This window comes from Gilliamella sp. CG25 (genome assembly GCF_046635705.1).
GTDB lineage: Bacteria > Pseudomonadota > Gammaproteobacteria > Enterobacterales > Orbaceae > Gilliamella > Gilliamella apicola_I.
Genome location: NZ_JBIDFJ010000007.1, coordinates 144,362 through 157,179 on the forward strand (window position 1 = coordinate 144,362; position 12,818 = coordinate 157,179).

A 12,818-nucleotide genomic window follows, 5' to 3' on the forward strand; every position below is an offset into this window, starting at 1 on the left:
ATCTCAAAAAATCCGCTAACTAATACGGCGGATAAATACTTTTTGTAATGTGATGCACATCAAAACATGATGGACTCATCAAAATGATAAACCGATTAAATCGGTCGCAAGTATAATAATAACTTGGGAGCAACAAATGCCTAGATATCGATCAGCTACCTCCGTTGAAGGCAGAAACATGGCAGGAGCGCGCGCTTTATGGCGTGCTACTGGCGTAAAAAATGAAGATTTTGGTAAACCTATTATCGCCGTCGTAAACTCATTTACTCAGTTTGTACCGGGACATGTCCACCTTAAAGACATAGGACAACTAGTAGCTAAACAGATTGAAGCATCAGGTGGTATTGCTAAAGAGTTTAATACCATTGCAGTAGATGACGGTATTGCAATGGGGCATGGTGGTATGCTTTATTCGTTACCTTCACGTGAACTTATTGCCGATTCTGTAGAATACATGGTCAATGCGCACTGTGCTGATGCGATGATCTGCATCTCCAACTGTGACAAAATCACCCCCGGTATGTTAATGGCATCACTCCGTTTAAATATCCCAACGGTTTTTGTGTCTGGTGGCCCTATGGAAGCTGGGAAAACCAAGCTTTCAGATCAAATCATCAAACTTGATCTTGTTGATGCCATGATTCAAAGCGCCAATCCCAATGTCAGTGACGCAGACAGTAAAGCGATTGAAGAATCAGCTTGTCCGACGTGTGGCTCATGTTCAGGCATGTTTACAGCGAATTCAATGAACTGCTTAACCGAAGCTTTAGGGCTTTCGTTACCCGGTAATGGATCACTCATTGCCACTCACAAGCAACGTGAACAACTCTTTTTAAAAGCGGCCAAACGCATAGTTGAAATTACCAAACGTTATTACGAACATGATGATGAATCTTATCTACCAAGAGCCATCGCCACCAAAGCAGCCTATGAAAATGCCATGTCACTCGATATTGCGATGGGAGGCTCGACCAATACCGTTTTACACTTGCTTGCAACAGCGCAAGAAGGCGAAATTGATTTTACGATGTCAGATATCGATCGACTATCTCGTCAAGTACCGCATCTGTGTAAAGTTGCGCCAAGTACAGCAAAATACCACATGGAAGATGTACACAGAGCAGGCGGTGTCGTATCCATCATGTCAGAACTTGACAAAGCAGGACTACTAAATCGCAATGTTCACAATGTGCTTGGACTGTCATTACAAGAAACCTTTGCACAATATGATATTACACAAACCCAAGATGAAGAAGTAAAAAAAATGTATCGCAGTGGACCGGCTGGCATTCGTACAACGAAAGCATTTTCACAAGCTTGTTATTGGGACACACTGGATGACGATCGGGAAAATGGTTGTATTCGTGACAAAGCGCATGCTTATAGCCAAGACGGCGGACTTGCTACACTCTATGGTAATGTTGCTCAAGATGGTGCTATCGTAAAAACAGCCAGTGTTGCCGCTGAAAATCTTGTTTTTAGAGGGCCTGCAAAAGTATTTGAAAGCCAAGAAGATGCAGTTGATGCCATTTTAGGTGGAAAAATAGTTGAAGGTGATGTCGTTGTGATCATCTATGAAGGTCCAAAAGGTGGACCTGGAATGCAAGAAATGCTCTACCCTACCAGCTATTTAAAATCAATGGGACTTGGTAAAGCTTGTGCACTCATTACTGACGGTAGATTTTCAGGCGGATCATCAGGCTTATCCATTGGACATATTTCACCAGAAGCGGCTAACGGTGGCGTAATTGGTCTGGTACGTAATGGCGATATTATCGATATTGACATTCCTAATCGAAAATTAGTTTTAGATGTGTCTGAAGATGAACTAGAACGTCGTCGGGTGGCAGAGCTCACTCGTGGCGACAAAGCATTTACCCCTCATAATCGTGACCGCTATGTGTCGTTTGCCCTAAAAGCTTACGCAAGTTTAGCGACCAGTGCTGATAAAGGTGCTGTCCGCGATAAAAGTAAACTAGGTGGCTAAAAGTGAAACAACAAACAATACTGACCGGTGCTGATTATTTAAAAGCAACGCTTTGCAGTGCCGTATATGATGTGGCGCAAGTCACACCGCTTGAAAAAATGGATAAACTATCTGCCAGACTAAACAATCAGATATTTGTCAAACGTGAAGATCGTCAGCTAGTGCACAGTTTTAAAATTCGAGGTGCACAAGCGATGATCGCCAGTCTTTCCCCAGAAGAGCGACAATGTGGCGTTATTGCTGCTTCAGCTGGAAACCACGCACAAGGTGTGGCATTTTCAGCGAGCAAATTAGGTATAAAATCGCTCATTGTTATGCCGTTAACGACAGCGGACATCAAAGTAGAAGCAGTAAAAGGATTCGGTGGTGAAGTTTTACTTTATGGTGCGAATTTTGACGAAGCCAAAGCCAAAGCCTTAGAATTAGCCAAAGAACAACGACGCATTTTTATTCCCCCTTTTGATCACCCACTGGTGATTGCCGGACAAGGCAGTATTGCCATGGAACTGTTGCAACAAAATGCCAAACTCGATCGCATATTTGTCCCCGTTGGCGGTGGTGGGCTTGCAGCTGGTGTTGCAGTCCTAATTAAACAAATTATGCCATCGATTAAAGTCATTGCAGTTGAACCTGAAGATGCTGCCTGTTTAAAATCAGCCTTAGATGCTGGTCACCCAGTTGATTTAAATCGAGTAGGTTTATTTGCTGAAGGGGTTGCCGTTAAACGAATCGGTGATGAAACATTCAGACTTTGCCAACAATATATCGATGATATTATTACTGTTGATAGCGATGAAATTTGTGCGGCTGTCAAAGATTTATTTGATGATGTTCGTGCCATTGCTGAACCATCGGGCGCGGTCGCACTGGCGGGACTGAAAAAATACGTTGAAAAACACAATATTCAAGGTGAAAACCTTGCTCATATCTTATCGGGAGCTAATTTAAACTTCCATAATTTACGTTATGTGTCAGAACGCTGTGAATTAGGTGAAAAACGAGAAGTCTTAATCGCCGTGACGATTCCAGAGAAAAAAGGCAGTTTCCTAAAATTTTGTCAGATTTTGGGTGGGCGTTCAGTCACCGAATTTAATTACCGCTATCATGATGAAGAATCGGCATGCATTTTTGTGGGTGTTAAAATCACTAAAAATAGTGAAAAAGATGACATCATGCAACAACTCACTTCAGCGGGTTATCCCGTGGTTGATCTAACTGATGATGAAATGGCTAAACTGCATGTTCGCTATATGATTGGTGGCAAGCCTTGTAAGCCAATTCAAGAACAAGTTTACAGCTTTGAATTCCCAGAATCGCAAGGGGCATTACTCAAATTCTTACAAACACTTGGTACTAACTGGAATATCTCAATGTTCCATTACCGAAGTCATGGGACTGATTATGGTCGCGTTCTTGCTGCATTTGAAATTGATCAAACCAATAGTCATGATTTTGGTAAACACTTAACCGAATTAGGTTATGGTTTCCATAACGAAACCGAAAATCCATCGTTAAAACTCTTTTTAACCAATTCGCATTAAATAAAGGAAGACTATTCACTTTTACGGGCGTTAATTAAAGTGGATAGTCTCTAAATCCTAACCAAATAGTTTAAACTTTTAAAAAAATAGATAGATTAACCATGATTAAATTAGCAACAATTGGAACCAATTGGATCACTGAAAAATTCATTGATGCGGCATTACAAACTAAACAATATCAATTAACCGCTATCTATTCCCGTGATATCAACAACGCCGATCAACTGGCAAAAAAATACCAAATTAATACGGTATTTGATAAGCTCACCGAGCTTGCTCAATATGCCAATGTTGATGTTGTTTACATCGCCAGTCCAAACTCACTGCATTTTGAACAAGCCAAATTGATGTTAGAAAATAACAAAGATGTAATATGTGAAAAACCATTAACCTCGAATTTGACGCAAACCCAAACATTAATTAACATTGCCAAACAACACAAAAAACTCATTTTTGAGGCACTTAAAACCGTTTATTTGCCCAATTATCAATTAATTCGGGATTATCTTCCAAAGTTAGGAAGAATTCGCAAAGCACTACTCAACTACTGTCAATATTCTAGCCGTTACGAAAGTTATTTAAATGGCAATAATCCCAACACGTTTAATCCTTTCTTTTCAAATGGTTCTATAATGGATATTGGAGTTTACCCACTCAATTTTGGACTAGGATTATGGGGATATCCCAATAAAATAAATGCCAGTGCGACAAAACTTGCGTCTGGTGTCGATGCGCATGGCAGTGTCTTACTTAATTATGGCGATTTTGATGTCATCATTTGGCATTCAAAAGCCAGTAACTCTTACCTTCCTAGTGAAATTCAAGGCGAAAATGGCTCACTTATTATTGAAAATCTTGCCACTTGTGAGCGCATTATTTATCAACCAAGAATCGGTGAAAAAAAAGAAATCACCCTTACACAACACAATAATGATATGTATTACGAAGCAGAAGAATTCGCTAAGCTATATCGACAACGCAACGTAGATCATAACGGTTTAGCCTATTCGATACTATCATCAACAATCTTGACTGAAATCAGAAAGCAAACAGGTGTGGTGTTTCCTGCCGATCAGCATTAAAGATCTTTAGAATATACAAAATGAAATAATAAGTTGCCAAACCTTTATAGCAGAACGCTAACTAATATTAGCGTTCTGGGTGATATATCCGTTGACTGAGTATAAAACAACTATCCGACCAAACACGCTTATTTAATATGTGCAATATAACCTTTAATAATCTCGACACTATTTTTAAATAACTGCTTTTCATTATCTGAAAAATCTAACTCAATTATTTTTTTGATACCATGTTGATCTAAAATCGCAGGTACACCTATTGCCACATCTTGATAACCATACTCCCCGTGTAAAATACAACTTAATGCTAACGCTCGATGGCTGTTAGTAAAAATATGCTGACAAATTTCAGTAATCGTACTGGCGATACCATATTCAGTGCAATGCTTAAATTTAGCAATTTCAAAACCTTTATTCTTCGCTTTGCTGCCAATATCATTAAAATCGATTCTATTTTTTTCGAGATGATTAAGGTTAATGCCATAAACCGATGAATGCGACCAAACGGGAAATTGTGAATCGCCATGCTCGCCAACAATAAACGCATCGATACTTTGTGGACCAATATCCATTTGTTCCCCCAATAAACGACGTAATCTTACTGTATCAAGCCAAACCCCGGTACCAATAATCCGATGACGGGGTAAACCTGATAATTGCCAAACTTGGTAAGTAATCGCATCACAAGGGTTAGTCGCCACTAAAAAAATCCCTTTAAAACCATTTTTCATCATATCTGGCACAATCGTTGCAACAATTTTTGACGTACCAGCTAGCTCCTCCGCTCGGCTTTTTTGCGCTAATCCCGAAGTAACCGTAATAATCGCTATATCAATATCTGCACAATCGTTGGCATCACGTAAACTGACTTTAATCATGTTTTGCCGATAAGCAGCCGCATCTAATAAATCCTGAGCATGACCATAAGCCCGATCTTTATTTACATCAACCAGTACAATTTCTTCACAAATACCACGATTAACCAAGGTATAAGCCGTCGTGGATCCCACATTCCCTACTCCAATAATCATGACTTTACGTAGTTTCATAATAAACTCCAATTATTTGAAAAATGAAATAAAATCAATAGAAATACAGATACGAAAGGGTTTGTCATCACAGCATTAGTATTGCATATTCTTGTGTAAACGGGGAATAGTTTTCTTATGTTAATGTTAATCGTGTTAAAACAGTTTATTAATATGCATATAGTGAGCACTTAAATTGAGCGAATTTTATTGCCCTAAGCTACATCACATAACGTTTTCTAACTGCTTATTATTCAGATTGTAAATTAATGTTTTCTTGGCTTATTTCATCTTGTTTTTCAGTGATAAGTATTACTTGAGTTCGCACAACCTTTAATGTTTGTGAGTTATAAATAAATAGGTCATCCTTTAACTTAATTATTAAACCTTTCTAAATTAATGTTCATCGTCATCTATTAATTTTATCCGATGACTTACCAATCAAATTTGCAATATTGCTATTCTAGTTATTATGTATCTTTTATATTCTTAATTCTTTAAGAGTTCAAGAAATAGATAGCGAAATTTTTGATCTTTCTATGTTTTGATACTTTGTCTTAATGTAAAAAGCTGTTACAATCAATGAAATATATTTCTTAACGCAATTTTTACGTTAATTTAATTATTTTTTCGCAATAAGCACAACTTAACCATTTAAAAAGTTATAAACAAATGAGTAATAAAATTTTTAAATGCTCAAAATTAGATAGTTTTCCTTTTTATCATACTCATGTGATTTTAGGGTTGGCTGAATTTTGAAAAAAGTGAATCGTTGAAAATTACAAATATCAGGTTAAATCTGTTAATAGGAGTTGAAAACTAGAAAAAATCTTGGGAAAGAATAAGTTTTATAGTAATAGAATAATTGATATCAGTGGCTAAATGTAATAGACACCTATAACTATAGTCAAAATTGAATATGAGGAATACATATGGATAACTTGAAGTTTCAAAAATTTTCAGAAATTAATTTTTCAGATCATTTTTTTGATTCTTTAAAACATGATTATGCTCATGGTTTTATTGATTGGTGGAATAAAAAAGTTAAAACACAAGACTTTGCATATGTTTTATACAATGAAAATTCTTCGTTCATTGATGGTTTTATGTATTTAAAGTTAGAAAATCAAATTGATGATATAAATCCACCTTTAGTAGATGGTTTATATCTAAAAATAGGTACATTTAAATTTAACCCAGCAGGAACATTACGTGGAGAACGTTTTATAAAAAAAATTTTTGATAGTGCAATAGCAAATAATGTTTCGGGAATATATGTTACCGTTTTTGACAAACATGATTATTTAATAAACCTTTTTAAAAGATATGGTTTTTGTAAATTTGGTACAAAAAAAAGTAAGAATGGTATTGAAAATGTATTATTAAAAAAAAGAATTTATTGGAGGGATTTGGAAAAAGATTATCCATATATTAGCACTAAAACAAATAAATATTTACTGGCTATATACCCAGAATATCATACTCAACTTTTCCCTGATTCAATTTTAAAAACAGAATCAAACTCGATAATTCATGATGTTTCACATACAAATAGTATTCATAAAGTTTATATTTCCAAAATTTTAATGATCGGGAATTTCAATAAAGGAGATATTGTAGTAATTTATAGAACGGCAGAACAAGGTAAGAAAGCTTACTATTCTGCCGTTGCTACATCAATCTGTGTTATTGAAGAAGTTAGAACGGTTTCTTCCTTTTCTAATAAAAAGGAATTTATTGAATATTGTAGTAAATATAGTGTATTCACATTAAATGAATTGAATAAATCATATGAGCAGAATCATTACAAAACTAAGTTTCCTTGTTATGTGATAAAGTTTACATATAATATAGCTTTACCTCATCGAATCAATAGAGCTAAACTTATTCATGATGTCGGTTTAGATTCTGAAGATAGATGGAGCTGTTTAAAATTAAGTGATAACCAATTTAAAAAAATTCTGAAACTAGGTGAAATTAATGAAAGTCTTATTATCAATTAAGCCAGAATTTGTAGAAAAAATATTATCTGGTGAAAAACGATTTGAATTTAGAAAAAACATTTTTAAAAATAAATCTGTTAAGACTATAGTAATTTATGCAACAATGCCCATTGGAAAGGTTGTTGGGGAATTTGATATAGATAATGTAATATCCGATAATCCAGATTTAATATGGGAAAAAACAAAAAACTATGCTGGTGTAAGTAAACAATTTTATGATGAATATTTTGAATCAAAAGTTCGAGCTTTTGCTATCGTTGTAGGTAAAGTGACTCAATATGAGGAACCTAAACCTCTTAATTATTTCGGTAATAATATTGTGGCTCCTCAATCATACCGATATTTATAATAGGTAATATCAATTATAAGTTAGTATTAATAATTAATCTGCCACGTTCAAATTACATTTTTGAGAATCGAGATCATAATAGCCTCATACATTAATCTAATTAATTATGAGGTTTTTTATATGAAACATTCATTCAAAAAGTTATACCTGATTACTTTAAATGAATTGTACTTAATCGCCGTTATTTTATTTTAATTATTGCGCTTTATTGCCTCAGCAATTACCTGTTTTTTATTATAAATTAGCCTTGGTTTTGCTTTCTGCTGTAATAGTTAACTACCTAGACCATGCATTTTTATTTATGCCCCCACAAAGATTATCTATTTGAGGATCGAAAAGAGTTTTGCCCTAGTTATAATATCCCCAATATATTAAATCTATAAAAAATGTAAATCGAGATACAACGGATAGAGTAACGCATACAAAACATCCTATTATTGATCGGTATTAAAACAATTTATTTTTATGTGCAAAATTCAAGCAAATTAAATAAATCGCCATGCCGTCGATTTATTTCTTTGGATACAAGAAAATTTAAAATCATCCTCTTCATCTTTCAACTACTGTAGTTTATCTCTATGTTGAAAACACTTATTTAATTCAACTCAAATGCGCAATGAAAAACTTTACCAATAATTTTTATTTTTTCTGAATCTTCTATTTCATCGGGATATTCCAACGAATTGTAAGAGACTATCCTAATTCTATTATTCGACAATCTGTATAAACGTCTTAGTCTACAGAAATCAGATTGACATATTGCGTAAACAGAACTATCATTTATTTGTTGCTTGCCTTTATTAACTGCAACAATAGCGCCCTTAGGTATAACTGGCTTCATTCCATTATCGTTAACGAGAAAACAGAATATATTATTCTCGTCTATATTTTGTTTTATTAATAAAGATCGGGAAAATCTCAATTGTTCCTTTTTATAATTGGAGTTGATTGTTTGTGCTTCATTATTTATAGCTAGCTCGATTGATTTATATAAAACAACTTCGACTTCGCTATCGTTTAAGCTAGTACTGATATCGGACGTTTTAGAATTGTTATTATTCAGTTTGTATTTTGAAACGCCATTAGATTCCATTGCTCCTTTATTATACCGTAGCCAGTTGATATCCACTCGTAAGATATGTGCCAATAAATCGAGGTCTTTTGGCTTGTTGGTTCCGTTTTCCCATTTAGAAACCGCAGCCCTTGACATGTTACCCATTTTTTTTCCGATCTCTGCCTGGCTCAATCCCCGTTTACATCTAGCTATTTTTATTCGTTCTCCAAGCATTTTTACTCCGATATGCTGTTTATTGTTAACACAGATATATACGGTTTATCTAAATATATTAGCAATAAATTATGTATTGGTTTCATCATTAATGAGACGATTAACCCTTTATACAGGGAACACATTCACTACAACATATTTAATCAAACTAAGGTTTAGGGTGAAAATCATCTATCTGATCTCGCCATTCATTGTAATCCCATGTGACCACTTTGGTTTTCAGCGTTTCCAAATAATCGAATGCCACTTGTTTTTCGGCTGGGGTAAGCTGTTGCTCTAAACGATTTTGAATTTCTTTGTTATATTCCCAAACCGGTGGTAGTTGCTCTGCATCCCACGCCAAATTGTTGTCTATCTCGATAATTTTTTGTTTTGCATAACCGCTTAACCGTGACCAGGCAAAGGCTTTAACCGGATCTTGCTCCCGTCCTAAACCATATAAATAGGCTTCAGTCATGCGCAATATGCCTATAATCGAGCTATGCTCTGCCATTAGCTGGGCATAATCTATTGCCTGTTTTAAATCGTCTGATTTTAATGATCTGCGGTATTCGGTTAATTTATTCAGTTGTTTATATTTTTGATCTTTATATTGACGCCCTTGTTGAAATAACATTCGAGCTGTCAAAGCTTCATAGCAATGATAACCACCTTCAATGGCATAGTTTAAATATTCAATACTTTTTTCTAATTTTTCATCTGGACAGGGGCGTGCTATCCCTTGTTTATCATACCCACAAGTACCTATTACCCAACCATTTTGAAATGAAAAATACGAATATTTTAAATCAGCAAACTTATCCCATAAATAGTCTCTTATTTTAATGCTTTTAAATATGTCAGGTTCAGATAAGGGATTACCTGCATTATCCACAAGTTGATCCCGATATTTTTGCATAAATTCATTAAAAGACATCATAACAATATCATATTCCTTTCCTTTTTCATCATACGAATCCGCCATAAAGACAATCCTATAATAATACGGCATGGCATTTTTATCCCATTGCCAAGCATGTTTAACCAGCTTGACTAATTTTTCAGGATTAGTTACACCAAAAAATTTACCATCTTCAAATGAGGAACGATAAAGCTCCTCAGCTTCGTGGATGCGTAATAATTTATTTTCGGGAATGGTTGAAGGGTAAACTGTATAGTCCATGGGTAAGTTTTCGGATTCAACAAAACCAACATTGACTTGGCTATCGAGTGATTGATTAAAATATAATTGATAAAGGCTAATAATCATTATCACACTCATTGCTAGCATGACTATTTTGAACTTTGAACGTTTCAATTTGCTATTCTTCATACGCTATTCTCTGTACTAAAATTCACGCTATCCAGATTAATCATTATTATTCAACCTTAAATTTTACTGACTACAATATCGTCAAATAAATTACGGTTTAGGGTGAAAATCATCTATCTGATCTCGCCATTTATTATAATTCCAAGTAACCACTTTGGTTTTCAGTGTTTCCAAATAGTCTAATGCCGCTTGTTTTCCGGCTGGGGTAAGCTGTTGCTCTAAACGATTTTGGATTTCTTTGTTATATTCCCAAACTGGTGGTAGTTGATAAGCATGCCATGCTGAATTCTTGCCTATCTCGATAATTTTTTGTTTTGCATAATCACTTAACAGTGACCAGGCATAGGCTTTAACCGAATCTTGCTCCCGTCCTAAACCATATAAATAGGCTTCAGTCATGCGCAATATGCCTATAATCGAGCTATGCTCTGCCATTAGCTGTGCATAATCTATTGCCTGTTTTAAATCGTCTGATTTTAATGTTCTGCGGTATTCGGTTAATTTATTCAGTTGCTCATATTTCTGATCTTTATAGTGTTCTCCTTGTTGAAATAACATACGGGCTGTCAAATCTTCGTAGCAATGATAACCACCTTCAATGGCATAGTTTAAATATTCAATACTTTTTTCTAATTTTTCATCGGTACTTGGTCGCGTCATTCCTTGTTCATCAAACCAACGAGGCGCGTAACTAAAAGACTTTTTATATGCAAAATACGGGTATTTTAAATCGGCAAACTTATCCCATAAATAGTCTCTTATTTTAATGCTTTTAAATATATCAGGTTCAGATAAGGGATTACCTGCATTATCCACAAGTTGATTTCGATATTTTTGCATAAATTCATTAAAAGACATCATAACAATATCATATTCCTTTCCTTTTTCATCATACGAATCCGCCCAAAAGACAAGCTTATAATAATACGGCATGGCATTTTTGTCCCATTGCCAAGCATGTTTAACCAGCTTGACTAATTTTTCAGGATTAGTTACACCAAAAAATGTACCATCCTCAAATGAGGAACGATAAAGCTCCTCAGCTTCGTGGATGCGTAATAATTGATTTTCAGGAATGGTTGAGGGGTAAATTGTAAGGTCCATAATAACATTATCCGATTGATTAAAGTCGTGGTTTAGATTGTTTGAATTTTCTGTACATAAATAATTGAGACCTAAACCGATAACAAAACAAAGCATAACTACAAATGCGATTAATTTTTTCGATATCAATTGAGTTAATTGAGTAAAATAATTCATTAAAGATATTCCAAATCATTTAAATTAAAAAAATCTACTTCAACAATACGCTCTTCTAACTTACCTTTATTAAATACACGGCAGGGTAAGATTTGATTTTTATCCGCCAGTTTGCTCATTTCCTCATAAATGGGATATAACTTGGGTAAATCAGTTGAATTTTGTATTTCTTTATTGGTCTCATAATTTGTTTTGAGCTTTAATGTTTTCTTCCCTGTATCATTTGTTAATAGCGCATACCCCCATAAAATAACAGGTTTTTTTATAAAATTTCTAGTGTAATTAAGCCTATAATTAGATCTGTATTTTGCTTCTTTTATAATATCAGCTTCCCATTTTGCTCTTGAATATAGCACCGTCATTCGAGAACTTAACGGTGTACTCACATTATTCTTATTTATTGGATAATCTATTACGCTAAGCGCATTATTATTCCCATAAGTCACTTGTCCTAAACAACGAGTTTTTTGTAATTCTGAAATGGTTTTTGCTAAACAGGTTTGATTTTTTATTTTTTTTTCATCACAGGTATCTTCATATGCAGCACCCCGACAGGAGTGTAAAACAAAAATGCCCTCATTTGGATGCCAGGGTAAACGCTCCATATTATCATTTTCGTCAAAGTAAATTTTATTGCCTTCCCTAAAAGCCAAATGTTCTTCACCACCATGACCAAAATAATGAACTTGCCATAATGCGTATTTATTTGCTGTTTCAGGGTTGGTAAGTTCGTTATATAACTTTGTCCATTCCTCTTTAAATTGTGGTGGATGCTCGAAACCTTTTATAATTCTAACTTCAGCATCGGGGTGTTTAAACTTTAATCGTTTTTCTTTAAATTCTGCAGCTCTTAAAAAGTCCGGAGCTCCCCCACCACCATAAGAAAATAATACAAATAGAGGCGTTGGCACATTTTTTAGCACGACTTCTTGAACAGCAATATTTCCACCTTCAGGTTTTGTTGTTTG

General features: G+C 34.8%; 11 protein-coding genes. 6 read left to right on the top strand and 5 right to left on the bottom strand.

Going from position 1 to position 12,818, the window contains the following annotated elements; genetic code table 11:
- Nucleotides 1-136: 136 nt before the first annotated feature.
- The 3 genes from ilvD to ACGH6P_RS07325 all read left to right on the top strand — a co-directional run bounded on the left by ilvD (nucleotide 137) and on the right by ACGH6P_RS07325 (nucleotide 4,610).
- Nucleotides 137-1,987: a dihydroxy-acid dehydratase gene (gene ilvD / locus ACGH6P_RS07315; RefSeq protein WP_411597119.1), complete on the top strand. Its 1,851-nt coding sequence runs from the start codon at nucleotides 137-139 to the stop codon at nucleotides 1,985-1,987.
- Nucleotides 1,988-1,989: 2 nt separating this feature from the next.
- On the top strand, nucleotides 1,990-3,528 hold the full coding sequence (gene ilvA, locus ACGH6P_RS07320) for a threonine ammonia-lyase, biosynthetic (protein ID WP_411597120.1): 1,539 nt from the start codon (nucleotides 1,990-1,992) through the stop codon (nucleotides 3,526-3,528).
- A 101-nt stretch (nucleotides 3,529-3,629) separates the two neighbouring features.
- Nucleotides 3,630-4,610, top strand: coding sequence for a Gfo/Idh/MocA family protein (locus ACGH6P_RS07325; protein ID WP_411597121.1), 981 nt, complete (start codon nucleotides 3,630-3,632; stop codon nucleotides 4,608-4,610).
- A 128-nt stretch (nucleotides 4,611-4,738) separates the two neighbouring features.
- Here ACGH6P_RS07325 and ACGH6P_RS07330 read toward each other — a convergent pair whose 3' ends face one another.
- Entirely contained in the window at nucleotides 4,739-5,659 is a 921-nt protein-coding gene (locus ACGH6P_RS07330; protein ID WP_220215396.1) for an L-lactate dehydrogenase, read from the bottom strand.
- Nucleotides 5,660-6,570: 911 nt separating this feature from the next.
- Here ACGH6P_RS07330 and ACGH6P_RS07335 point away from each other — a divergent pair.
- From ACGH6P_RS07335 to ACGH6P_RS07345, 3 genes are all read left to right on the top strand, one after another.
- Nucleotides 6,571-7,641 (top strand): N-acetyltransferase, encoded by a 1,071-nt coding sequence (locus ACGH6P_RS07335; protein ID WP_411597122.1) that lies wholly within the window; start codon nucleotides 6,571-6,573, stop codon nucleotides 7,639-7,641.
- Nucleotides 7,619-7,990, top strand: coding sequence for an ASCH domain-containing protein (locus tag ACGH6P_RS07340; protein WP_411597123.1), 372 nt, complete (start codon nucleotides 7,619-7,621; stop codon nucleotides 7,988-7,990). The genes ACGH6P_RS07335 and ACGH6P_RS07340 overlap by 23 nt, the downstream gene beginning before the upstream one ends.
- Before the next feature lie 208 nt (nucleotides 7,991-8,198).
- Nucleotides 8,199-8,318, top strand: coding sequence for a putative holin (locus ACGH6P_RS07345; protein ID WP_411597124.1), 120 nt, complete (start codon nucleotides 8,199-8,201; stop codon nucleotides 8,316-8,318).
- Between the two features lie 267 nt (nucleotides 8,319-8,585).
- Here the strand turns inward: ACGH6P_RS07345 and ACGH6P_RS07350 are convergent, their stop codons facing one another.
- The 4 genes from ACGH6P_RS07350 to ACGH6P_RS07365 all read right to left on the bottom strand — a co-directional run.
- Nucleotides 8,586-9,278 carry an XRE family transcriptional regulator gene (locus ACGH6P_RS07350; protein WP_411597125.1) on the bottom strand — a complete coding sequence of 231 codons (693 nt, stop codon included), beginning with the start codon at nucleotides 9,276-9,278 and terminating at the stop codon, nucleotides 8,586-8,588.
- Nucleotides 9,279-9,426: 148 nt separating this feature from the next.
- Nucleotides 9,427-10,590, bottom strand: coding sequence for a hypothetical protein (locus ACGH6P_RS07355; protein ID WP_411597126.1), 1,164 nt, complete (start codon nucleotides 10,588-10,590; stop codon nucleotides 9,427-9,429).
- A 90-nt stretch (nucleotides 10,591-10,680) separates the two neighbouring features.
- On the bottom strand, nucleotides 10,681-11,694 hold the full coding sequence (locus ACGH6P_RS07360) for a hypothetical protein (RefSeq protein WP_411597127.1): 1,014 nt from the start codon (nucleotides 11,692-11,694) through the stop codon (nucleotides 10,681-10,683).
- A 155-nt stretch (nucleotides 11,695-11,849) separates the two neighbouring features.
- The coding region (locus tag ACGH6P_RS07365) for a hypothetical protein (RefSeq protein WP_411597128.1) at nucleotides 11,850-12,818 on the bottom strand (969 nt) is incomplete at its 5' end.

Excerpts from the sequence above, each read along its gene's own strand:
- ACGH6P_RS07360 (WP_411597127.1), bottom strand. The coding sequence starts at position 11,694 with ATGGACCTTACAATTTACCCCTCAACCATTCCTGAAAATCAATTATTA.
- ACGH6P_RS07350 (WP_411597125.1), bottom strand. The coding sequence starts at position 9,278 with ATGCTTGGAGAACGAATAAAAATAGCTAGATGTAAACGGGGATTGAGC.
- ACGH6P_RS07335 (WP_411597122.1), top strand. The coding sequence starts at position 6,571 with ATGGATAACTTGAAGTTTCAAAAATTTTCAGAAATTAATTTTTCAGAT.
- ACGH6P_RS07330 (WP_220215396.1), bottom strand. The coding sequence starts at position 5,659 with ATGAAACTACGTAAAGTCATGATTATTGGAGTAGGGAATGTGGGATCC.
- ACGH6P_RS07355 (WP_411597126.1), bottom strand. The coding sequence starts at position 10,590 with ATGAAGAATAGCAAATTGAAACGTTCAAAGTTCAAAATAGTCATGCTA.
- ilvD (WP_411597119.1), top strand. The coding sequence starts at position 137 with ATGCCTAGATATCGATCAGCTACCTCCGTTGAAGGCAGAAACATGGCA.
- ACGH6P_RS07340 (WP_411597123.1), top strand. The coding sequence starts at position 7,619 with ATGAAAGTCTTATTATCAATTAAGCCAGAATTTGTAGAAAAAATATTA.
- ACGH6P_RS07325 (WP_411597121.1), top strand. The coding sequence starts at position 3,630 with ATGATTAAATTAGCAACAATTGGAACCAATTGGATCACTGAAAAATTC.